General features: G+C 38.5%; 30 protein-coding genes and 2 pseudogenes. 20 read left to right on the forward strand and 12 right to left on the reverse strand.

All coding sequences use genetic code 11. The annotated features are described in order from the left end of the window. Nucleotides 1–50: 50 nt before the first annotated feature. The 3 genes from VB740_RS18350 (at nt 51) to VB740_RS18360 (ending at nt 1,307) form a co-directional block, all read left to right on the forward strand. Nucleotides 51–422: a HesB/IscA family protein gene (locus tag VB740_RS18350; RefSeq protein WP_069069800.1), complete on the forward strand. Its 372-nt coding sequence runs from the start codon at nt 51–53 to the stop codon at nt 420–422. 229 nt (nt 423–651) lie between these two features. Continuing rightward, the gene (locus tag VB740_RS18355) at nt 652–951 is read left to right on the forward strand and encodes a 2Fe-2S iron-sulfur cluster-binding protein (RefSeq protein ID WP_323201379.1); all 300 of its coding nucleotides are present in this window, start codon (nt 652–654) and stop codon (nt 949–951) included. A 104-nt stretch (nt 952–1,055) separates the two neighbouring features. Beyond that, nucleotides 1,056–1,307, forward strand: coding sequence for a FeoA family protein (locus VB740_RS18360; RefSeq protein WP_323201380.1), 252 nt, complete (start codon nt 1,056–1,058; stop codon nt 1,305–1,307). Between the two features lie 315 nt (nt 1,308–1,622). On the opposite strand, the gene VB740_RS18365 is transcribed toward VB740_RS18360, so the two are convergent. Further along, entirely contained in the window at nt 1,623–1,832 is a 210-nt protein-coding gene (locus tag VB740_RS18365; RefSeq protein WP_265270008.1) for a TOBE domain-containing protein, read from the reverse strand. A 629-nt stretch (nt 1,833–2,461) separates the two neighbouring features. Between VB740_RS18365 and VB740_RS18370 the strand changes: the two genes are divergently transcribed. The 3 genes from VB740_RS18370 to VB740_RS18380 are packed head-to-tail and all read left to right on the forward strand — an operon-like array spanning nt 2,462 to nt 4,592. Then, the gene (locus VB740_RS18370) at nt 2,462–2,950 is read left to right on the forward strand and encodes an ankyrin repeat domain-containing protein (RefSeq protein ID WP_323201381.1); all 489 of its coding nucleotides are present in this window, start codon (nt 2,462–2,464) and stop codon (nt 2,948–2,950) included. After that, complete coding sequence (locus VB740_RS18375; RefSeq protein WP_323201382.1) at nt 2,913–4,199, forward strand: SagB/ThcOx family dehydrogenase; 1,287 nt, start codon at nt 2,913–2,915, stop codon at nt 4,197–4,199. Before VB740_RS18370 ends, VB740_RS18375 begins: the two co-directional genes overlap by 38 nt. An 18-nt stretch (nt 4,200–4,217) precedes the next feature. Further along, a complete protein-coding gene (locus VB740_RS18380; protein ID WP_323201383.1) occupies nt 4,218–4,592 on the forward strand; it encodes a hypothetical protein in 375 nt (124 codons plus the stop codon). A 19-nt stretch (nt 4,593–4,611) separates the two neighbouring features. Here VB740_RS18380 and VB740_RS18385 read toward each other — a convergent pair whose 3' ends face one another. The 5 genes from VB740_RS18385 to VB740_RS18405 all read right to left on the reverse strand — a co-directional run bounded on the left by VB740_RS18385 (nt 4,612) and on the right by VB740_RS18405 (nt 6,768). Continuing rightward, entirely contained in the window at nt 4,612–5,082 is a 471-nt protein-coding gene (locus VB740_RS18385) for a hydrogenase maturation protease (RefSeq protein ID WP_323201384.1), read from the reverse strand. A gap of 18 nt (nt 5,083–5,100) precedes the next feature. Continuing rightward, nucleotides 5,101–5,442 carry a XisI protein gene (locus VB740_RS18390; protein ID WP_323201385.1) on the reverse strand — a complete coding sequence of 114 codons (342 nt, stop codon included), beginning with the start codon at nt 5,440–5,442 and terminating at the stop codon, nt 5,101–5,103. Beyond that, nucleotides 5,430–5,846, reverse strand: a complete 417-nt coding sequence (locus VB740_RS18395; protein ID WP_323201386.1) for a XisH family protein — start codon at nt 5,844–5,846, stop codon at nt 5,430–5,432. The genes VB740_RS18390 and VB740_RS18395 overlap by 13 nt, the downstream gene beginning before the upstream one ends. Before the next feature lie 57 nt (nt 5,847–5,903). Continuing rightward, complete coding sequence (locus VB740_RS18400; protein WP_323201387.1) at nt 5,904–6,104, reverse strand: DUF433 domain-containing protein; 201 nt, start codon at nt 6,102–6,104, stop codon at nt 5,904–5,906. A gap of 241 nt (nt 6,105–6,345) precedes the next feature. Further along, entirely contained in the window at nt 6,346–6,768 is a 423-nt protein-coding gene (locus tag VB740_RS18405) for a hypothetical protein (RefSeq protein ID WP_323201388.1), read from the reverse strand. A gap of 240 nt (nt 6,769–7,008) precedes the next feature. Here VB740_RS18405 and VB740_RS18410 point away from each other — a divergent pair, with 240 nt between their 5' ends. From VB740_RS18410 to VB740_RS18420, 3 genes are all read left to right on the forward strand, one after another. Next, nucleotides 7,009–7,218: a hypothetical protein gene (locus VB740_RS18410; RefSeq protein WP_323201389.1), complete on the forward strand. Its 210-nt coding sequence runs from the start codon at nt 7,009–7,011 to the stop codon at nt 7,216–7,218. A gap of 4 nt (nt 7,219–7,222) precedes the next feature. Then, entirely contained in the window at nt 7,223–7,618 is a 396-nt protein-coding gene (locus VB740_RS18415) for a hypothetical protein (protein WP_323201390.1), read from the forward strand. Nucleotides 7,619–7,755: 137 nt separating this feature from the next. Then, the gene (locus VB740_RS18420; RefSeq protein ID WP_416290124.1) at nt 7,756–8,364 is read left to right on the forward strand and encodes a Uma2 family endonuclease; all 609 of its coding nucleotides are present in this window, start codon (nt 7,756–7,758) and stop codon (nt 8,362–8,364) included. A 46-nt stretch (nt 8,365–8,410) separates the two neighbouring features. On the opposite strand, the pseudogene VB740_RS18425 reads toward VB740_RS18420, so the two are convergent. After that, a pseudogene (locus tag VB740_RS18425) lies at nt 8,411–9,511 on the reverse strand (nickel-dependent hydrogenase large subunit); the annotation flags it as partial. 116 nt (nt 9,512–9,627) lie between these two features. On the opposite strand from VB740_RS18425, the gene VB740_RS18430 reads away from it, so the two are divergent. The 4 genes from VB740_RS18430 to VB740_RS18445 all read left to right on the forward strand — a co-directional run bounded on the left by VB740_RS18430 (nt 9,628) and on the right by VB740_RS18445 (nt 13,349). Beyond that, complete coding sequence (locus VB740_RS18430) at nt 9,628–11,097, forward strand: site-specific integrase (RefSeq protein WP_323201391.1); 1,470 nt, start codon at nt 9,628–9,630, stop codon at nt 11,095–11,097. 251 nt (nt 11,098–11,348) lie between these two features. Continuing rightward, on the forward strand, nt 11,349–12,248 hold the full coding sequence (locus VB740_RS18435; RefSeq protein WP_323201392.1) for a hypothetical protein: 900 nt from the start codon (nt 11,349–11,351) through the stop codon (nt 12,246–12,248). Nucleotides 12,249–12,495: 247 nt separating this feature from the next. Beyond that, nucleotides 12,496–13,047 (forward strand): DUF6036 family nucleotidyltransferase, encoded by a 552-nt coding sequence (locus tag VB740_RS18440; RefSeq protein ID WP_323201393.1) that lies wholly within the window; start codon nt 12,496–12,498, stop codon nt 13,045–13,047. Continuing rightward, on the forward strand, nt 13,044–13,349 hold the full coding sequence (locus VB740_RS18445) for a hypothetical protein (protein ID WP_323201394.1): 306 nt from the start codon (nt 13,044–13,046) through the stop codon (nt 13,347–13,349). The genes VB740_RS18440 and VB740_RS18445 overlap by 4 nt, the downstream gene beginning before the upstream one ends. Before the next feature lie 176 nt (nt 13,350–13,525). Here the strand turns inward: VB740_RS18445 and VB740_RS18450 are convergent, their stop codons facing one another. Beyond that, nucleotides 13,526–13,681 (reverse strand): hypothetical protein, encoded by a 156-nt coding sequence (locus tag VB740_RS18450; protein ID WP_323201395.1) that lies wholly within the window; start codon nt 13,679–13,681, stop codon nt 13,526–13,528. Between the two features lie 58 nt (nt 13,682–13,739). On the opposite strand from VB740_RS18450, the gene VB740_RS18455 reads away from it, so the two are divergent. Both VB740_RS18455 and VB740_RS18460 read left to right on the forward strand, forming a co-directional pair. Next, on the forward strand, nt 13,740–13,979 hold the full coding sequence (locus tag VB740_RS18455) for a hypothetical protein (protein WP_323201396.1): 240 nt from the start codon (nt 13,740–13,742) through the stop codon (nt 13,977–13,979). Continuing rightward, the gene (locus tag VB740_RS18460; protein WP_323201397.1) at nt 13,948–14,289 is read left to right on the forward strand and encodes a type II toxin-antitoxin system VapC family toxin; all 342 of its coding nucleotides are present in this window, start codon (nt 13,948–13,950) and stop codon (nt 14,287–14,289) included. The genes VB740_RS18455 and VB740_RS18460 overlap by 32 nt, the downstream gene beginning before the upstream one ends. A 404-nt stretch (nt 14,290–14,693) precedes the next feature. On the opposite strand, the gene VB740_RS18465 is transcribed toward VB740_RS18460, so the two are convergent. The 4 genes and pseudogenes from VB740_RS18465 to VB740_RS18480 form a co-directional block, all read right to left on the reverse strand. After that, the gene (locus tag VB740_RS18465) at nt 14,694–15,029 is read right to left on the reverse strand and encodes a DUF5615 family PIN-like protein (RefSeq protein WP_323201398.1); all 336 of its coding nucleotides are present in this window, start codon (nt 15,027–15,029) and stop codon (nt 14,694–14,696) included. After that, nucleotides 15,026–15,256: a DUF433 domain-containing protein gene (locus VB740_RS18470; protein WP_114083639.1), complete on the reverse strand. Its 231-nt coding sequence runs from the start codon at nt 15,254–15,256 to the stop codon at nt 15,026–15,028. The genes VB740_RS18465 and VB740_RS18470 overlap by 4 nt, the downstream gene beginning before the upstream one ends. 481 nt (nt 15,257–15,737) lie before the next feature. Beyond that, a pseudogene (locus VB740_RS18475) lies at nt 15,738–16,247 on the reverse strand (nickel-dependent hydrogenase large subunit); the annotation flags it as partial. A 250-nt stretch (nt 16,248–16,497) separates the two neighbouring features. After that, nucleotides 16,498–17,460: a hydrogenase small subunit gene (locus VB740_RS18480; RefSeq protein ID WP_323201399.1), complete on the reverse strand. Its 963-nt coding sequence runs from the start codon at nt 17,458–17,460 to the stop codon at nt 16,498–16,500. A gap of 826 nt (nt 17,461–18,286) precedes the next feature. Between VB740_RS18480 and VB740_RS18485 the strand changes: the two genes are divergently transcribed. The 5 genes from VB740_RS18485 (at nt 18,287) to VB740_RS18505 (ending at nt 22,039) form a co-directional block, all read left to right on the forward strand. Further along, nucleotides 18,287–19,261, forward strand: coding sequence for a hypothetical protein (locus VB740_RS18485; protein WP_323201448.1), 975 nt, complete (start codon nt 18,287–18,289; stop codon nt 19,259–19,261). A gap of 92 nt (nt 19,262–19,353) precedes the next feature. Then, on the forward strand, nt 19,354–19,620 hold the full coding sequence (locus VB740_RS18490) for a hypothetical protein (protein ID WP_229553993.1): 267 nt from the start codon (nt 19,354–19,356) through the stop codon (nt 19,618–19,620). An 8-nt stretch (nt 19,621–19,628) separates the two neighbouring features. Further along, nucleotides 19,629–19,853 carry a hypothetical protein gene (locus VB740_RS18495; protein ID WP_323201400.1) on the forward strand — a complete coding sequence of 75 codons (225 nt, stop codon included), beginning with the start codon at nt 19,629–19,631 and terminating at the stop codon, nt 19,851–19,853. 56 nt (nt 19,854–19,909) lie between these two features. Further along, nucleotides 19,910–20,755 (forward strand): NifU family protein, encoded by an 846-nt coding sequence (locus VB740_RS18500; protein ID WP_323201401.1) that lies wholly within the window; start codon nt 19,910–19,912, stop codon nt 20,753–20,755. A gap of 747 nt (nt 20,756–21,502) precedes the next feature. Next, complete coding sequence (locus VB740_RS18505; protein WP_323201402.1) at nt 21,503–22,039, forward strand: hypothetical protein; 537 nt, start codon at nt 21,503–21,505, stop codon at nt 22,037–22,039. Nucleotides 22,040–22,164: the final 125 nt, after the last annotated feature.

A 22,164-nucleotide genomic window follows, 5' to 3' on the forward strand; every position in this document is an offset into this window, starting at 1 on the left:
AACCTACACCTGAAATCAGAACAACTAATCGCTACAAATCAGGAGACTTAATGGCCGTTATCTTATCAGAAAAAGCAGAATTTCATCTGCGGGCATTCCTCAAAGGTTCCGCACCCGATGCTAATGGCGCAACTAAAGGTGTCCGCATCTCTGTAAGAGATGGTGGTTGCAGTGGCTATGAATATGCGATCGATATCACCAGCAAGCCCCAACCAGATGATTTGGTAAGTCAGCAAGGCAAAGTGCTGGTTTACGTTGATGCCAAAAGTGCGCCGTTATTAGACGGAGTTATCGTTGACTTCGTTGAGGGAGTGATGGAAAGCGGTTTTAAATTCATTAACCCCAATGCAACTGATACCTGCGGTTGTGGAAAGTCCTTCAAAACAGACGATGGTACGCCTACTGGTGTACCTTGCAGCTAACATCATTCCATTAGCGCCAAGTCTGATTATAGAGGCTTTCTATAGATGCATTACGCAGAGTTTCAATGCTCTTGAGATAGCTTCTAGTTCGCCTTGCATCCCTTACCCCTATAGAGAAGCTGACTAAACTTAGCATCTCTGTAAGAAGAAAGGAAGCAAAAAGTAGGATAGGTTGCTCAAAAAATTCGGAAATTAGACCAACTGTATAACGTTTGAGGAGAATCTGAAAATGGCTTCCTACCAAGTTAGATTAATCAACAAAAAAGAAGACCTCGACAGCACAATTGAAGTTGACGAAGAGACTACCATCTTAGAAGCAGCAGAAGAAAATGGTATTGAATTGCCTTTTTCATGTCATGCAGGATCTTGCTCTAGCTGTGTAGGTAAAGTTGTCGAAGGTGAAGTTAATCAAGACGATCAAAACTTCCTGGATGACGATCAGGTTTCTAAAGGATACGCTCTACTTTGTGTAACTTATCCTCGTTCTAATTGCACAATCAAAACACATCAAGAAGCGTATCTCGTATAAAGTATTACTTTGGCTGCTGTCTTTAGCAACCAAATAAAGCATGAAGGATGAAGGATGAAAATATACTTCCTTCTTCCCTTCAAAATTCTTAATTTATAATTCAAATGTTTACCCCCTTTAGTGTAACTGGCTGTTCATTAGAATTATTGAGAACAGGAGAGCGAGGAATCGTGACTTTCTGTAAAAGTCAGGATGAAAGAATCTTAAACGAACTGATATCAATAGGGGTAACACCAGGAACCACGATTACTTTAGAACAAAACTTTCCATCATTCCTTATTAAAATAGAAAATACATTTTTAGCACTAGATACAAAAAGAATCCAAGCTATTTATGTCCGCATTATTGATAGTTGAAATAATTAAAATATATATAGCAATTTTAAATAAGTTGTGAAAATCGAGAGACTCAGATCCCCGACTTTTCAGAGAAGTCGGGGATCTTATTGTTCATTTAGGACTGCTATATAATAAATAATATTTTCTTGAACAAAAGTTTTTGATTTCTTAATTAAGACCATACATAGCAATTACGAATTACTAATTACAAATTAAATTGACCTCACTCCTTTACTAATTAATTCCAGGAGTGAGGTCACTAAATTTAGAAATATAAATGCAATTCGGTATTAGAGATAGAGCCGCTTGCAAGAAAAGGCAACTTGCCTATTTTTACTCAACAGCAACTATCACATCTGATGATTTAATCACGGCATAAGCCTGCTTGCCTTCTGCAAGTCCCAGCTTTTCTGCTGATGACTTTGTGATAATTGACACTAACTCTACTCCTGGTGCAATTTCTAAAGTTACTTCAGTGTTAACTGTGCCAGGCACAACTTTTTTTACAGTACCTTTTAGAGAATTACGAGCGCTAATTTCCATGTTTTGCCTGTGTTTTACTTATTTCTACTTAAAAAAGATAGCAAATTTGGCTTGAAAAAAGAAAATGTTTTAAATTTCTTAATAAGTCTTAGATGTATAAAGTAAATCTCAACATCATAATTCAGTTTTATTAAAAACAAGATTTAATGGAAAAGTGGCATCAAATTTTAGCAAGACAATGAGCTTAAAATCATTATTAAAGCTAGGGAAACTTACACAATAATCTGCTATTAGTCTAGATAATGAAATTACATTGTAAAAAATACTGCATTTTAATTGTTTTTAAATATTTTTTCCTAGATATATCTAGGGATCTTTATAAATGATTCATAATTCAAACTTATCATAGTGATAATATATAACTAAGCTAAATTGTTGCTAGTTAACTTAGTACTAAAGCAAACCAAAATAAAATTGCTGGGTGAGGGTGGAGCGTGGAGCGTAGAGTGAGGAAAGATTTTTTGTTTTACCAAACTTTTAAATACCTAGCAAAGTTACTTTGGTAAACTACTAAACTTTAGCTATTTGTATAAGATTTTAAAATAATGGTGGGTAATGCCCACCATTAAGTTTTCCAAGCATAAAGTTGCTTAGAAAATACTTAATCGTGTGACGTTGAAAGAATAATTATGAGTCAACTAAACAGACAACACTTGAGTGAAGTAACAACTCAATGGCTAATAGCAAAAGGCTATAACCCTGGGGATTTAAATCAGCTAGGGGAAAATGGCGATACAGCTTTAATGAAAGCCACAAGGGAGGGAGTGTATGCAGTCGTCAAAGAACTAATTGATGTAGGTGTAGATATCAACGCTCGAAATAGCGATCGTAACAATGCTTTATGGTTTGCTTGTTTTGGCAATCACTACAATTTAATTAATTTGCTGCTTGCTAGCAACATTAACATAGATAACCAAAACGATAACGGTGCAACGGTTTTAATGTATGCAGCCTCAGCCGGAAAGACAGAAGTAGTCAAGTTACTTTTACAACATCAGCCTAATTTGTATTTGAAAAATTTAGATGACTATAAAGCTATCGATTTTGCCAGCAATGTAGAAGTTTTAAGGATTCTGAAAAATGCCATCAAATCAGATATCGGGCAAAACTTATCATGACGCTACTAAGCATTCTTACTTATCGGTACAACTCGATCCAAATTATGTAGATGCTTCAACACAGCCATCTGCATTTAAAGTTTATCCAAAGTTTTATCGGAGAGTGAAATTAAATCTCAATAATCATGTTCACTCTTTTATCTCGTTAACCAGTGCGGTAACACTAGAAAAAGTATATAAAGATGGCCCTTATAAACTGCGAGTCAATCCATCAGCAGGCGCTCTGTATCCTACGGAAGTTTACGTACAGGTTCGTGGGATTGAGGGAATGATAGATGGTATATACCATCTAGAAGTTGAGAATAATTGTCTAACTCTCATCTATGAATTAATTGATGATGGATTAGAGAATTATATTATACCGGGCAAATGTATCAACGGATTCATCTTTTTAATTAGTTGTGTTTATTATAGGTCTAGCTGGAAATATCAAAACAGGAGCATAAGATATTGCTTCTTAGATAGCGGACACCATTTAGGTGCGATCGCAGCTTCAGCTTTTCTCCACAACCGAGATATACAACTAATTTTTGACTTTGATAAACTTGCACTCAATTCTGAGTTGGGATTTGAGAATAAAGAGTTTATTACTGCTTGTGCGGTGTCAGGGGAAATACAAGACAAGAAAATCAGACGCTTAAGGCTGAAAATTCCTTTTGTCTCTGGTACTGATTATTTTGAATCCAATCAATTTATTGAAGATGCCTATCAAGCAACTACTTTACAAAAGAGTTGTCAGCAGCAATTAGAGTATTCTCAATTTGATTTTGATCGGGATCAATTTTATCAAACGATTTGGAATAGACGTTCTATTAGACGTTTCCGGAAAGAGTCTATTTCTCAAGAAGATTATTTATATGTAGTGCAACAACTTCAGCAGTCAATACCAACAGAAAATTATGAGGAAATAGAAATTTACTCAGTGGTGCATCGAGTAGAGGGAATGACACCTGGGTTATATAAAGGTACGTATCTGGTTAAGGCAGGTAATTTTAGTGAAAAGACAGGTTACTTATGTATTAATCAGGCTATTGCTAGAGATAGCGCTGTAACTTTATTTTTTGTGTCAGATTATTTAAACTATCAAACTGCTATGCAAATAGCTGGTTTTCTTGGACAGAGACTTTATTTAACTAGTAATTATTTGGGAATTAGCTGTAGTGGAATAGGTGCTTATTATGACGACGAAACCCAGGAATTATTAGAAACAAATAAAGATGTACTTTATGGAATGGTAATTGGAAGATAAGTAGGAAGCTAAAGAGATATGCCTAGAAAGACGTATTACTTAAATGGTGATGACTCACACCCTATACAACCGACATCAGCAGATATTATACTGCGGCAGCAACTAGAGTATTCTATTAGTAGATACTTTTATGACGCTTGCGATCGCACCATTCAAAATCTGCTATCTGATTGTCGGTGGTATGTCACAACCCACGCCAATGCTTTAACATTAGTTATTGAATGTCCCGATCAAGTTATTAATTGGCGTGTGCTACAAAAAATTGTGCCAATGGGAACATTACTATATGGAATTGTTAGCAGTGCTAAAATCCGTGTTTGTCCACCAGAGAGTCAAGGTGTACCTTTTGAAATGAGGGTAGATGAACTCTCTGTTTATCGGGATTGGGCATAATTCAATTTTGGATTTTGGATTAGTTAATATTCTGGCTGATGAGTGCAGCTACCTCTTCAAAAACTAAATCAGCAGAATGTTTTATAGCAGGACTTAACTCCAGTCCCAAATCAAGATTTGCCGCTTCAATTAAATAAACTGTTATATCTTCAGGAAAGTCATTTTGAAAGATTTTCCGTCCGGCGGCTAAAGCATTATCCCAACGAAAATCGTGCAAGTTATAACTAGGTTCTGGCAAAGCTTCCAGTTCTTTTCCTGGAACTTTAAACACAGCACCAGGTTCAGAACCTGTTGAACTTGCATCAATAATTATTAATTCTTTACTACCTCTAGCTTGAAACATTACTTCCATCCCTGCGGTGCCACAGTCATAAACTCGCACATGAGGATGAGGGTTTTCAGCTAGATATTTTTGTAAGCGTTGGGCAATGATTACGCCTACAGCGTCGTCACTGCGATTTAGATTGCCACAACCGATAATAGTGAGCATAAAATGAGATTTAATTGTTTAAGCGGTTGCAAATTCAGTCAAAGCGCGATCGCTTGGAGGATGAAAAGCTAACACAATATCACTTTGGGGAACCCCTGCGTTTAATAATTCGGTGGCAATACCTTCTTCAGTCCAGTCTTCTTCGATCCAAATTTTGTTATTTTTAATCCGAATATGTACAGTAATACCTTTAATGCGGCGATTTTTTTGCCAACCAATCTGAAACCATAAATATTGCTCGCGTTCATCATCTAGTGCTAAAAGGCTCTCTACGTCATTATCAGGTGAGCTATTGCAAAGACGGTCATATTCTATGAGAATATTTTTAATAATGTTTCTGTAGTTAGTTAGTTTATCCATTGAACTATAACCTCGCTTTCGACATCTACAACCATTAATAAGAGTTGATTCTGCTGAACTACTAATGTAATTGCTTTTAGCTGGAAAAAATTTTCATAAGTACTTTGCTTGATTGCTAAATAAAGTTGATATTGAGGTTCTGTAACCTTAATCAGATTACGATAAAGAATATATTGACCTAAAGCATTTTCAAAGTCATTTATTGGCGATTTACCCAGGAAGCTTTTAATTTCAACAATAATTTTAGTTCCATTGCGTTCAGCTGCAACTGTTCTCTCAGCCGCTAAGTCAGCAAATAGCTTAGTATTTTCATACTTAATGATGTAAGGGTCAGCTGTAATTATCCAACCGTCTTTGATGAGGGCTGCTTTTACAGCATTATGGTAGAAATCCCTAGCGGGCATAGAGTCACAAAATTATAGTAAGTATATTTTAGCAATACCACAGTAGGTATGTAGCTGTCAGTTTCCTGGTGGGGCGATCGCATATCCTAAGCAGGCACGAATATCTTCAATTTGTAGGTCTGGATAGTAGTCTCGGATAATTTCTTCAAATGAAAGTCCGTCATTGAGCAGTTCAAGAATGCTTTGTACAGTGATGCGTGTTCCTGCAATGCAAGGTTTACCGAAATGAATCTGAGAGTTAACTACGATTCTGTCCATTTAACTATAAACTAATAATATGTTTCCTAAATTATAAAATAAAAAGTCATACTGTATCTAGAAATGCAGTGAAACTTAGTTTAAAGCTTATGGTCATAGCAAAGGTATAAGATTAAGAACAACTCATCATCAATCTTCTGCTGATTGTGATTATTTCGAGTTTGTGTCAGAAACTGCAAAATACGAGGCTCTGACTGATGGGACAGACAAAGCCTCTGAAGAATAATTTATCAGCAGGAAACTAAAACTCTACACCATGTTTCTTGGCGATTTCATTCAGTTTATCATACTGATCTTGTGAGACTTTAGTTAATATCTCTTCAGCCTGTTCTTTAGTACTTCCTTCTTTAGGAATTAAATACTTGACATAAAGAGATACAAAATCAGCTGCGATCGCTAAACCAGATAAACTATGTTTGTCAGCTTCTTTACCTGCGATCGCAGCTACCAACCCGGCTTTAATTGGGTCTGGTTTAACTTTCATGAACTGCTCGACAAGTTTAGGAACATAGTCTTTTGGTGGCAAATTATCTAACTTACTTCTATCGGGAGTAAAGTTACATTCTGCGGCTTTTGCCTGTTCTAAAACACACCATTCTATGTATTCTTGCAATGCTGCATCGGGAACGCGAGGGAGATAATTATGTAGCGCTAAATCAGACACAAGCTTACCGTGTAAATTGCTGTTTTATGCAAGTGCATTAACGCAAGCCTAACCCACTGTTTCTATAAGTTTTAGTGTGGTACGCTACGAGTTTTGAATATAATGCATTGGGAATAGGACATTGGGAATAGGTTATTTATCTCTCATTTTCCCCAAATTTATCTTTTGGGCGATCGCTTAGGTAGATGGTTAATCCAGTAAGCTGTAAGTAACCCTAGTTGGAGAAATGGAGAGCCAAACATGACACTCACTGAGCTACTTCCTGCTGTCAGGAAACTCTCTATATCAGAAAAAATTAAGCTAATCCGCATTTTGGCGGAAGAATTGGATACCAACAAAGATATTTCACCTCTCGAACCATTTAAGACCTATGATTTGCCTACACCCTACAATTCGTTTGGTGCAGGTGAAATTCTCATGCAAGCCTTGAAGCAGGAAGATTCGGTCTGATCACATGCGATTCAAATACTCGACCACTGACCCTTCCCAAAATGAGTTTGACAGTTTGCCACGGATTCCACTTTGTCTTCGTCAGGGTGATAAAGCTGTTGAAGCTCTTGGATTAGTGGACAGTGGTGCAACTGTAAATGTCTTGCCCTATGAAATTGGTATTGAGTTAGGTGGGGTTTGGGATGATAGCAGGGCGATTATTCAATTAGCAGGCAACCTGAGCAATCTTCCAGCAATACCATTCTTGGCAAACGTTGAGATCGGTGACTTTGCGCCAGTTCAACTGGCATTTGCTTGGGTGAGAAGAGTGAATGTACCCTTAATTTTTGGACAGACAAACTTTTTCCTAAATGCAGCTATTTGGCAACGGCAGGTGTATTTTATGTCTTATGTTGTATGAATGGAGTAAGTAGACTCACAATAGCTGCTTAGGAAACTATAAACTACAAAAATTTCGGTGCGTTACCCTATGACTAACGCACCTGATAATTAAATTAAGCGCGTAAGTCCTAGAGATATTGTGATAATAGTAAGCTAATGATGTTTTTACCAGAAGGTAAGGTGATTATGGCAATCACATTAGATAAAGCTGCATCTGGGAATATGACTCTTGAGGAGTTCTTTAATTATGACGATGGTACAGATGCTCTCTATGAGTTTGAAGATGGAGAATTGCTTCTGATGACGGCCGAGAGTGAGATAAATCGACGAATTGCCATGTTTATCCTTGTCTGCTTTGTGCAACTGGGTATTCCTGCTTATCGGCTGTCGATGAAAACGGAAATTATGACTACTGGCTCACGGGTGCGCGTTCCTGATTTAGTGGTGTTTTCTGAGGAGTTGGCGACGGCGATGGAGGGGGCTAAACGATCTACGGTAATGCCAGAGATGCCACCGCCGTTATTAGTGGTTGAAGTAGTGAGTCCAAATCAGAGTAGTCGTGATTATCGCTATAAGCGATCTGAGTATGCAGCACGGGGTATTGTTGAGTATTGGATTGTTGATCCGATACAACAGCGAGTGACAGTTCTGGAATGGGTAGAGGGTTTTTATGAGGAGAAGGTGTATCTAGGAGATAGTGCGATCGCTTCACTGGTATTTGCTGATCTAAAGTTGACTGCTGTTCAAGTTTTGCAGTGCCATTAAGCAGCACTCAATGTAGGTTGTGGTAGATGATCTGATATTTTGAGAATTAAGCAGTCCGAAAACGCGCTAACTCTTCACCAGTCTTAGCATCATGGGCGTGAACTGTGCACACCAAACATGAATCAAACGATCGCGCCACATGACCAACTTCCACTGGATCGCTAGAATCGTAAATGGGTGTCCCAATTAACGCTTCTTCAATGGGGCCGCGAATTCCTTCACCGTCACGAGGGCCGATATTCCAAGTACCTGGGGCAATCACTTGGTAATTCTTAATCTTACCGCCCTCTATTTCCACCCAGTGAGATAAGGAACCGCGCGCTGCTTCCGTTGCACCCCAACCCTTGCCATCTTTTTCTGTGGGTTTGATATACCAGGGGTCGTTTAATTTGAATTCGCGCAAGCAGTGTTCAGCTTGGCGATATAACTTGACAATTTCGTGAACTCGTGCTAGCTGACGCACATGAATACTAGCACCACCCATCCGTTTAAAGACATCGAGGATAAAGCCGTCGTAGTGTTGCCAAGATTCGCCATGTTTACCACCAGCTACTAATTGACGCGCTAAGGGGCCAGTTTCCAAACGTCCGAAGTCTTTGTGAAGGACTGCACTTGACCAAGAGTAGGCGTTATCGAAGTCTTTGGTATTGATTGCAGTGGGTTTAGTGGTGCGATCGCTAGGGTGAATATCCTCTGTCCCTTCATCGTACCAGGAGTGAGTTGTATTCTCGCGGGTAAATGACTGATCCATTAAAACGTGAGTGTCTGCGAAGCTATCGTACACTCCACTTTTCATGATCATCGCCGCATTTCGCCCTTCGATAGTCGGCTTTTGGTATTTATCTTCATGGGCTAAATATCCCCAAGTCACATATTTACCAACACCAGCGCCATATCTATCTAAACCGATATCTAAACCCATGCGCCAATAAAAACCTAAGTCGGAATCCCGATGATTGCGGTCTTCATCTAACCAATCTCTAAAGTCATCATAAGTTTGGATTTGTTCGTAGCGTTCTAAGGAACAACCCAACCACACTGGTTCTAACCAATTGGTGCGGAAATATTCGAGAAGCGCCCAAGCACGGGTAATGTCTGTAAGGGTTGGGGCGCACATCACGCCACCAGGCACCATATAACTGCTGTGGCAACTGGTGATATGCTAAAAATGTTCCTGAGTAACTTATTACATAAAGTTATTTTGCTCGGCAATAACATTTTATTTTCACCATTTCAGCTTATAAATAAGGGAATATTTAGGGAATGAGCGGGCAAAATCAAGGTAATTGCGAGGAGACATATTCCACATCTACACATGAATATGCAAATGCAGACTCAACCGACTGGTTCGCAGATATGTTCGCAGATTTCGAGCCGCAGAACACTACAGATGGCAGCTATAGGGGAACAATGGCGAAAATAAAAGCAACGGAATTACAGTATCAAGCAGTTTTTGAGCAGAAGTTAATCGAAGCCAATACTAATTTAAAAAGAGAGAGAATAAGAGTTAGCATCAAACAAACTGGCAATTCTCTTCAGTTACGAGCTACGCTACCGTTAAAACCAGAAGATCGCAGCGTAGGTAAGACAAAAAAGCAGTATGATTTGTCTCTAGGGATACCAGCAAATTTAGAGGGACTGAAAACTGCGATCGAGGAAAGTTACGAGTTGGGTAAATTAATTGCTCGCCATACTTTCGAGTGGAATGAGAAGTATTTAGGAATTAAATCTAGAGAGAAGCAAGAGATAAAAACTATTGGGGAATTATTAGATACATTTGATGAAAAATATTATCAAACCCGTCAGAAAACTATAACTAGTCAAAATACTTTTGCTAACTATATATCCGTTATTAAAAGAAACTTTCCTCCAACAACTTTGTCAACAAAAAATCATTTTGAGGAAATTATTAATTCATTTCAGGGAAATAAAAAAAATGAATTAATTGCGGTAACTTCTGTTTTTATTAAAACCTTTCAGTTGGGATTTATACTTGATGTGACACGAGATCATGTCACTCCTGCCCATCGAGAAATACCTGACAATGATAAAATAGTATCTTCTTTTGATCTATTTGAAAAATTCGCGCTCAATCGCAAAAATACAAATATCACTGATGAAATAGACACCTGGGAAATGTGGCGTTGGGTATATGGAATGTTGGCAACCTTTGGGTTAAGACCAAGGGAATTATTTGTCGAACCAGATATTAATTGGTGGATGTGTCCCCAAAATATAGACCATACTTGGAAAGTCAATAAAAATACAAAAACTGGATATCGAGAAGTTATCCCCTTTGTACCAGAATGGATAGAATTCTTTGATTTACAAAATCCCAAACCATTAAAGATTTTAGAAAAAAAGGTCACAAAAATTGCATCTGTGCAAAATATTAATTGGATGCGGAGAGATATATCCAGATGGTTTAGAAAAGTGGGAATTGAGTTTCAACCCTACGATTTGCGTCATGCTTGCGCCATTCGAGCGCATCTTCAGGGAATACCCATCAAAGCAGCAGCAGATAATTTAGGTCATACTGTTGATGAACATACAAAAACCTATCAAAGATGGTTTGGGATTGAAAACCGGAAAAAAGCCTTTGGTGAGGTAATTAGTCAAAAGTCGTTAATTGAGTTGCAGAAGAATGAAATATTGGCGTTAAGTATGGAAAATGAAAGGTTGAGGTTGGAAGTTGAGAGATTTAGGAAAATTCTGGATATCAGCGAGAAATAAGCTCAAATTATCGGTTATTTGCAAAGCATAGGTAATTGTGAAGCGATCGCTGCATAACAAATCATTGGAGCGGACAATATTATGATATTTCAGTTTTGAGTTGGGGGTGATGTTTTACCGCTCAATTCAGCCGTTATACCGCTCAGGTTGTCTGTGATAACGGTAGGTGAAAGCCTGTCTGTTGACATTTATGGGTCAGTTGCTTTGAAATTATTGATAGACCGATCTGTTTATGGTGGGATAAAATACCAGTGGATAAAGTAAATTCAAACAATGAGACAGAAGCCCGCGAACTCACGACATATCCTGAACGGTTACGAGAATTATATCGATCTGCTATAGAAGTTCACCCTACTCTAGCAAATAACCCAAATACACCGATCGATATCCTACAACTTGCTGCATGCGACCATGACGAGTATATTCGTTTTTTTGTAGCAAGAAATCCCAGTACACCTGCTGACACGCTTGAGATGCTGGCTCATGACCATGCATTTGTTGAATCTTGCGGAAGATATGTTCGCAGTAATGTTGGTCTGAATCCAAATACACCTAATAGAATACTAGAGTTACTCGCTCAAGATATTGAATGTGTTCGGCAGTGTGTGGCACAAAATCCTAATTTACCCATTGCTCTTCTAAGAACTCTTGCCCAAGACGAATCATCAATTGTTCGCTCTAGTGTGGCGAGCAATCTCAGTACACCCGTTGATCTCTTAAGGCTTTTCGCGTCGGATAAATGCGAATTTACTCGCTGTTATGTAGCAAAAAATCCAAGTACATCTGCTGATATTTTAGAAAGCCTATCTCAAGATCAACTTCATAGAGTTCGCACTGCGGTAGCTGGTAATTTTCATACTTCGGCTAGCACACTTGAAAGACTTTTTTCCAACTGTCAAGCGATTGGCAACTCCTTTAAGAATAGAGATACTATGATTTCTGATTTAGCTAAAGTCAACTTCCAAGCTACAGGTTTCTTCGACCCTGATGTTTGGTTTCAAGAATACGAAAACTTTATCCTAGCAATTGCCGAAAATCCTAATACTCCTCTTCATATTTTAAGAATTCTTAATTGTTATCCGACTGGATCTATGTTAGGAAAAGCACTTCAAAATTGTGTCGCACGAAATCCTAACTGGAATTCAAACTAAGTGCGATCGCCGATCTTGTAGGGTGCGTTAACGGAGTGTAACGCACCATATTTGTGATTATTTGCTGATTTTCGGTGCGTTACGCTGTCGCTAACACACCCTACTGCTAATCGTCCCAATATCCTTGAGTGCGATCGCCGATCTTGTACGGTGCGTTAATGGAATGTAAAGCACCTTATAAATTCACCGTTAAACATCTTTGAAAAAAGCGATCGCTCAATATCCAAACAAATAAATCAATAAAAATATGCGTGCAAACATTGACACTCAGAAGTTAGAACGTCTGATGCAAGTCTTAGGTAGAGAAGCCCAGGGTTCAGGCTGCATCTACTTTACAGGTGGAGCTAGTGCCTTACTAATTGGATGGCGCAACTCCACAGTTGATGTTGATCTTCGTCTAGATCCTGAACCACCAGGCATTTTTCAAGCGATCGCCAAGCTCAAACAAGAATTAAACATCAATATCGAATTAGCATCTCCGCAGGACTTCTTGCCACCTCTTCCAGGATGGCGTGATAGAAGCGTATTCATTGGCAAACAAGGTCAAATTTCGTTTTATCACTATGATTTTACAGCCCAAGCTCTTTCTAAACTATCTAGGGGGTTTGACCGTGATATTAAAGATATTGAAGCCATGTACAAACAGAAATTATTTTCTTTGAGTAATCTACGGGATTGCTTTGAAGCGATCGCACCTGAACTAATCAGATTCCCATCTCTTAACCCTGATATGCTTAGAAGCAGAGTAGATAACTTTATTGAACGTTGTGAAGATAACCTGGAGGATGATCAATCATGAATCTCAATGAGTTGCCGGGATCTGAGATAATCTTGCCTGGACTGAGTGATCTTCACAGAGGTGAGTCCAATACAATTGGAGCATTGTTAGCTGCGATCGCGTCAACACGCTTAACTGAAGCTGGTTTAGATATCCCTAAAGATAACTTAGCCCCAGAGCCAGAGATAACCTTATATGCCCTTCTTGAAGATGAACGAGACGATGCTTACGTTTACTATAATGCTTTGCTTAATCAACTAAATAGCTTTTGCAATGCTCTTGAACTCAGTTATAAATATAAACCGTCTAACTTCATTGTTTAACATCTTTGAGAAAAGCGATCGCTCAATTTCCAAATAAATCAATACTTCTATACTCTAACCAACCTGTAAATATTTGAACTTTTATATTAAAGTGTACATATTTATATTGAGAATAAGCTGGGTTTATATTTCAATAGAAAGAAAAAATTATACTTAACCACTTGCCTTGTACTTCCTTAATTGCGATTAACTGCGATAGCTAATATCGAGTTAGTGCGATCGCCAATCTTGTAGGGTGCGTTAACGGAGTGTAACGCATCATATTTATGATTATTTACTGATTTTCGGTGCGTTATGCTGTCGCTAACACACCCTACTGCTAATCGTCCCATTGGTTGGGTAAGAACATTTTTTGCTAAACTATAATCAGGGAAACAGCAAGATGAGATTATGAACTTAGATAAAATTCAACAAGATATTGCGTCTCTTCCTCCCGATGCACAACAAATCATAGTTCAACTCGTAGAATTCCTGAAAAAACGCTACCTTCTGAATCAACACGAATCTTCAGAAAATTCCTTGCAAGACTGGTCAGACTTTATCGGTTGCATAGAAGCTGAAACAGACCTCTCAAAAAACTATAAAAACTACTTAGACCATGAACTTAACCAAAAATATGATCATAGTTGATACAGGCTTTTGGTTAGCTCTTGCCAATAAAAAAGATACAGTTCATATATCCGCAAAAAAACGATTTCAAGATTTAGCTAATCAGCAATTTATTACGACTTGGTGTGTCGTCACGGAAACGTGCTATCTATTACAAAAAAGAGTAGGAGTAGATGCTCCAAAAATCTTTATTCATAAAATTTCTACAGGAAAGCTACAAATCTTTGATCTGAAACAACATCATTGCCAGCGTATTGAAGAACTGATGGAAAAATATAAAGACTTACCGATGGATTTAGCCGATCCCTCTCTCGTTATTTTGGCAGAATAATTAGGTCATGGTCAAATTTTATCGGTTGATTATCGAGACTTCAACACCTATCGCTGGAAAAATACAGAACCGTTCGATAACCTCTTTCAGGAATTTTTATGACGTAGTGCGATCACGTTCGCGGAGCGTCCCGGAGGGAACTAGCTCTGCTGCAAGCAGTTCGCCGATCCTATAGGGTGCGTTAATGGAATCTCAATAATTTCACCGTTAAACATATTTGGGTTAATGCGATCGCTCAATATCCAAATAAATCAATACTTCTATACATAAGCTAACCTGTAATTATTTAAACTCAGATATTACTATTTGCGTATTTATATTGAGAAAAACCGCGCTTTATACTTCAATACAAAGAAAATAATTATACTTAACCACTTACCTTTTACTGCGTTAACTGCGCCAGGTTAAAATGATAGGGCAAGCAATGATGAATTTTCATCTTCATAAAATAATTTGATCGTGCTGAACTCCCGACGCAGTAAATTTTCAACTTGTAAGGTAGAACAGTTTCCAAGTCTAAGCCAGATGACTTTCGGGGGATTTCCAAACACTAAACTCAGATCGTGCATATCAGCATCTTTCGAGACGATCATAAAATCATTATCTTTTGCATAATTCCAAACTATCGGGTCTATTGTTGCTTTCATGCCTACATCCCGAACATGAAGTGAGTCTGGAAAAAGATCGCTCAAACGAGTGGATAATTTAGGGGATAAGTTTTCATCAAACAGTAATTTCATGCTGATAATGGAGAAATCATAAGCCGACGTTCACGGTCAGCCGCATAAGCAATACAAGCTTTTAAATCTTCTCGCGTTAGATCGGGAAAATCATCAAGAATTTCTGCTTCGGTCATCTCGGAAGCTAGGTATTCAAGCACCTCATAAACTGTAATTCGCAAGCCACGCACACAAGGCTTACCACCGCGTTTATTCGCTTCAATTGTGATATAGTTTCTGTAATTCATTATGTGGCTAGTGCATTTTTGCCAATTCGTCTGATCGTACCATGTATTTCTGCTAAAAACTCAATAATTTCACCATTAAACATCTTTGAGAAAAGCGATCGCTCAATTTTTAAACAAAGAAATCAATACTTCTATACTGAAGCTTGTATGTAATTATTTAAGTTTTTATATTACTGTTTGCGTATTTATATGGATAATAAATCGGGTTTATATTTCAAAAGTAAGAAAATAATTATACTTAACTACTTGAGTTGTACTTCCCTTAACTGCGATCGCTAATCTAGGGTTAGGGAAAAATTAGGTAATACCTGAGAAAAGCAAATAACTTTTAACAGAGAAAAATAAATGGATTTACTGCTTGCTATCTTTGCTTATGGTGTAGCTGACTGTGGATTTATCGCCTAATTTAAGGAAAAACCAGGGAATCATTACACATATCCTGGCAAATCCTTACTATATAAGCAATTCCCTAATTTCTTTCCATATAACTGCTGTGGGGCCATTGTCCGCCCAATAGTGCATAAATTTCTACGGGTTTAGCGGAAATTGTTATGCCTAGTTCATAAGATTTGCCTGTGAAGGCGGCGAAGCGTTTAACAGCTTCCTCATAAAAGCGACTATTGCGGTATTTTCTATTTGTTAAATCAATAGCAAACAGTCCATAAAAATAGCGGGGGATGCTTTGAATTGTCTCGACAATTTGTCCGAGATTTCTCGCCAAAATTGCATTGCGGGGAACTTCTGTTTCCCAAGCTGTATCTAATGCCCAAGATGCACTAGTCAGGTGAGAACCGCCGCAAATTCCGCAAATGCGAGGTGTGACAATTAATCCAGCTTGGGGATCTTTACCACGGAGGATAACTTCAAATCCACGAAATAATTCAGCGTGTGTCCAGGCATTGACTACCCGCCCATGTTCAATATCAACTCGAACATCTAAATCGCCTTCAACTCTACCGACGGGCGAAATGTCTAATGATTGAATTGTCATTTGTCATTTGTCCTTTGTCATTTGTTATTTGTCATTGGTAATTATTCACTTGTCTCCCTGTAAAATGGTCGAAACCCTTGATTGATCGTTGATGGGAGTGTGAAAAGGTTATGGTCTAATACTCTTGGGTTTTCAAGACGCGATAAATCGCCGTCTCTACAAGTGTTTTGTTGCTCATTCTGAACTGTATTGGGTTATAGTCATTGGTCAAATCACAAATGACTAATGACCAATGACCAATGACTAATGACTAAACTGTAAAAAAGTCTTCTTCTGCCCAAGGTGGTGCTGCATCTTTTGCAACCATTGTAAGTAAGGCGTAGTCTTTTTTGTTCACCCCTGGCGGTAATTCTTTGGGAACTCCCATTACTGTTTGAGTTTTGAATACTGTTCCTGGTTTAAGATCAAAGAAGGGAAATTCTGGTTCTGTGCAACCTAAACAAGGCATTCCGGCGCGAGTTTTGGAAGAGACACGGTTCCATAAGATGCGGTTGCAGGAAGAATGGGTCATGGGGCCGCGACAACCCAAGTCATAAAATAGACAGCCTTTGCGCTGACCAAATTCGGCGGTTGATGCTTTGTAAGCAAAGTGGACGTTGCGGGTACAACCTGTTTGAGTATAGGTGTTGAAGAAGGTTTGGGGACGATTTAGTTCATCGAAAGCAATGTCTGCTATGCGTCCAGTAGCGATCGCTACTAATATCTGCGTTATCCAGTCGGGATGGGCAGGACATCCAGGTATATTAATTACAGGTAATCCGGCTTGTGAGAGAAAATCTTTCCCTAAAAAACCGCCTTCTTGACGTTTGAGAAATTGCAAACCTTCCGATTCGCTGGGGTTGGGTGACATGGCGGGAATTCCTCCCCATGTAGCACAGTCTCCCACGGCGACGATAAATTTAGCAACTTTGGCAAGGTCTGCTAACCAATCTTTCATGGCGCGATCGGCAAACCGATTCCATTCGCCAGTACCGTTGGGGGCGTTAACAACACTGCCTTCAAATACCAAGATATCTAAAGGAATTGTGCCAGAAATACAATTCCGTAGCAGTGTTTGCAAATCGTTGCCCAGTTCCAATCCCAAGGAAGGATGCCAAAGTATATTGATACCAAAGTCGGCAATCAAATCGCAGACTGTCGGTTCTTCAGCGTTGAGAAATGACATGGTGTTGCCTGAACAAGCACCACCTTGTAGCCATAGTACGTTAGTCATGGGCTAGGTATTTTTGTATTGTTTGCCACACGTGATTTAAGAAATAGCGCTTGTAGAGCATCACGTATTTAATCAATATTTATTTCTTAATATTAGTATATTTTCTATTGAATTACCTTTTGTTAAATAAAAATTAATCATTGGCAATAATTTAAATCTAATTAAGATTCACGAAAAGGTTGTGTTAATCGTATATTTTTAACAAGATATTGAACAATAAACTAAATACACTGATTCTAGATAGCTGTTCTAAATCATTTTTAGGAAGTTCAATCCCTAATTATTTGATATAAATAGACTGATATTTTAAAGGTGAAATTCTTGTATATTAAGAAATACAAGCCATAAGCAAAAAAGGAAATAGTTATATTTCGATAACAAAGTTAGGTATTAAATATATAAGATGTTATGAGTTCAATATAGAATGACATAACTGCGTTGTGTTGAAGAATGATACAAAACATCTGATAAAAATGTAAGGTGTTTAAAGCTGACATTAATATTGGCAATTTCCCCCTAGAATTTTAGAAATAGAGTGTTTTATATTTTAGAGATTGGGAATTAAGGACTAGGTATTGGGGATTGGGTATTGGGTACTGGGAAAACTTTTCCCAAATCCCCAGCGATACACTGAGCTTGTCGAAGTGTAACCCCCAGTCACCAGTCACCAGTCACTAATTCCTAGTCTCAGACGAAAAAGGGGAATTCCGCCTAAAGGACTCGAAGCCTGCGTAAATCAGTATGGCCCGTGATTAGATGCGATCGCGTGTCTTGATCATTCATGGGTGTTGACTCAATTCCCAATTGGCTAGAGTACGGCAGAGTTATGACCCCCAGCATTACAGATTCAGCGGTGAAGGCTGCGGTAGCAGCTGTTGCATCGGAGTCAGCCACAGCAGAAGAAAAAATCCAGATGCTGATTGAGATAGCACAGGGTTTTCAAAAAAAGCCCAAAGCTGCCCAAGACTTGCGAAATGCAGTTGGGTTATATTACCGGGCCTATGAAATGTGTGGTGAGGAGTATCCCCTGCTGAAAGCCAGGGCCAAAGTGGGCATGGCAGGGACGTTACAGGCAATACCGGATGCTGATTACCAACTGTTGATGCAAGCGAAAGTCGGTTATGAAGAGGCGTTACCGATTTTACAACAATTAGCAACACCAGAGGAAGTAGCAGAGACGCAGATGAATTTTGGGTTAGTGTTGCAGTCATTAGTGCCATTCAATTTGGCGCGGATAACTGACAGCATCCAGGCTTACCATGAGGCTTTACGGGTGTTTACTTGGGAAGATTACCCCCAAGAATACGCGATTTTGTATAACAATATTGCGATCGCTTATCTTTCTATGCCCTTAGCATCAGAACGGGAATACTTGCGTCAAGGGTTAGCTGTGCAATCATTTGAGGTGGCGCTAAAGCACATTACTTTGATTGACCATCCTAGAGAATATGCGATGTTGCAAAACAACTTAGGTAATGCTTTGCAATATTTGGTGAGTTCCCATCCTGTGGAGAATAACTTACGTGCGATCGCAGCTTATGACGAAGCGCTAAAAGTGCGTAATGCCAACGATACACCTCTAGAGTACGCTAACACAATTTCAAACAAAGCCAACGCTCTATTCAACTTACCAGATGACCAGGAAAAACCAGAAGCTGGTAATCTTCAAAATCTTTTACAAGCGCGTATCTACTATCAAAATGCTTTAGAAATATTTACGAAATACCAACAAATTGGGCAAGCAGAGGTAGTAACCCAAGCACTACAAGATGTAGAAGCAGAAATAGGGGATAGGCAATAGGTGATAGGTTACTTATTCTTTCTCCCTCATCTCCCCACTCCCCATTCCCCACTCCCTACTCCCCTAATTCCTAACAATCAGGACAAAACAGCATGAGAGATATTTTAACCTACCCAAACGTGATAAATTTTATCACAAGTTTAGCAGATGGTGACCTGAACATAGCAACAGAATTAGTGTGGCTAATCATAGCAGTAGTATTGTCTATGGTCGGCGGTGCAATTGGTGGAATGCTGTTAGCTGGGAAAGATATAGGCTATCAGTTTTCAGCAATGCTTGGTGCATTACTTGCCCCTGCGGGTGTAATTCCTGCCATTCTCTTAGGGCTTGCTGCTTTAAATTTATTGACAAATTATTAGGAGAAAACATGTTAGAGCTAGGATGGCTATCTGCCAAGCTATTTTTTAAAGGAAAGCTAATACGCGACCCGATGTATTTTGCCAAGCAAACTACTATTGGTATTGCTGTAGGTTTCTTATTGCTCGTGTTACTTGCACAAGCTCCAATTCCCTTCTACTTACCAATAATATTATCTAGTTTAGTGACAGGCATAATTATGCCATTTCTCCTCAAGGATTTCAAAATGAAGTAATTTGTCATTAATGAATAACCAATGCCCAATGCCCAATTCCCAATGCCCAATGACTAATGACAAACCTTGAAGAATTAGTTCAGGAAATTAACCGCTTTGAGGCGATTATATCCGAGTGGGATGAAAGCCAAAGGTGTGTAGCAGTAGGTCTGAAAAGAGCAATTGAGGCTTTGCATAAAGCTGCGTTGACTAGTTTGATTAAAAGCCTCAAACAAGAATCAATGTCAGCTTTACGCCATGCTGTTGCTGATGAAGTAGTGTATGGTGTGCTGCTTTATCACGAACTAGTTAAACCACCAAAAGCACCATTAGCACAGCGCATTCAGACAGCCCTTGAAGAAGTTCGCCCAGGTTTAAAAAGCCATAATGGAGATGTAGAACTAGTGGCAATTAAGCCACCAGATACCGTAGAAGTCAGATTAATAGGAACTTGCAGTAGTTGTCCGACTTCTACTTTAACTTTATCTCAGGGAATAGAACAGGCAATCAAAAACCATTGTCCCGAAGTTACCAAAGTAGTTGCAGTAAATCATAACTCTTCTGTTAACAACAGGAATTCTGGTTTAATCAGTCCATTCTCTTCAAAAATAACTTCTACCTGGATCAAAGTGGCAACTATTGATCAAGTTCCTGAATTTAGTATTTTAGCAGTACAACTTGCTGGTACTTCACTAATTTTACATCGTCAAGGTGTTACGGTAACATGTTACCGTAATGCTTGCAGTCATTTAGGATCTCCCTTAGAAAAGGGTAAAGTTGAAAATGCTATTATTACCTGTCCTTCCCACGGATTTCAGTACAGTTTAGAGACAGGTAAATGCTTAACTGCGCCTGATGTTTCGCTTCAGTCGTATCTAGTAAACATTAAAGGTGATAAGGTCTTTGTGAAACTGCAAAAATGAGGATGCGAAAATCACATTTAGGCAAATATACCCGGCGATTAATAAATTACAACGACTTTGCCTTTTCATTTCAATAGTTCATGCATTGATTTTAGGGTTTTGTGCAAGCAAAATGCCTGAATCCTTTTTCAATATGTCTGAATTGATTCTCATTTGTGTAATTCAGCTATTCATTTTAGGCTTTGAGGAAGCAAAAGGTCATTTGGCTTACTCAAAATGACCTTTGACTTATTCATTTTGGTGTTTTCCGCAAGCAAAAGGTCATTTGACTTACTCAAAAGGTCATTTGACTTACTCATTTTGGTGTTTTCCGCAAGCAAAAGGTCATTTGACTTATTCATTTTAGTGTTTTCCGCAAGTAAAAGAAGCTTTTACTTTCTCAAACCCCAGTTTGCTTTCTCATTTCAGTACATCACATACTCATGCCGAAAATTCGCTATGTAGCAAAAGTTACGAAAGGTTAGCTGGCTTTTTTAACTTAATTTGAAAAAACATAATGTAAAATCTTACTGCTATTACATCCTAATCAACCTGGCAAAATTTACACACGAAAAATAGTTCTCTCCATGCAAGTCTACAGTACATACACAAGTCAAAAAAGCTTGAGTCAGCATTCCAGATGAATGCATTCCCATACTCCATATGGGAACGAGGAAAACTTTATAGTACAAGATTGCGGAAAGCTATAACCACGGCTTGTAGACAAGAATGTACTGTTTTAGAGATAAAGAATTAAGGGTGTAAGTCATGAGCGATAACACTTCACAGGGCAGTTTCTGGACTACATTGCCTGGTATTCTTACCGGACTTGCAGGTGTGTTAGGTGGAATATTAGGAATTGTTCAAGTTTTTAAGCCTCCATCGCCACCACCTGGTACTCAAGTTCCTCCTCTGGGACAAGAAAGAGTTATCGAAGTAGATGCTAAATTTATTCAAGGTACTGCATTTACAAATTCTGAAGATAAACCTGTAAGAATAAAATTTCAAGCTGAGGGAAAATGGAGCATAATACCTACAAATGTCAATGGAGATAATTTACCCAAAGGTTTGATATCAGCCAATGGTTCTGGTGACTTTGCTGCTAATTCCAATAGGCTGTGTCCTGGGTTTGCACTAGGAGCATTGGTAGTCAGAACCAAACAAGGGGAATGTATTACATCAGGTGCAAACGGTAATTTTGATTTAACAAGTGGACAAACTGTATATTTTTCAGCTAATGATGTCAAGAGACTTTATGAAGATAATGATGGTTCAATTACAGTATATTTATCAACTGTCAATTAAGTTATAACTTTGATTTTCAGAGCAAAAAAAGTAAAATACTTAGTTATGCTGGCTTGTACAAAGCATCCTTTTGAAAATTTAAACAATAAAAATTGATTGATTTTTGAAAAGGATGTTATTTTTAA

Source organism: Nostoc sp. UHCC 0251 (assembly GCF_034932245.1).
Taxonomy (GTDB): Bacteria; Cyanobacteriota; Cyanobacteriia; order Cyanobacteriales; family Nostocaceae; genus Nostoc.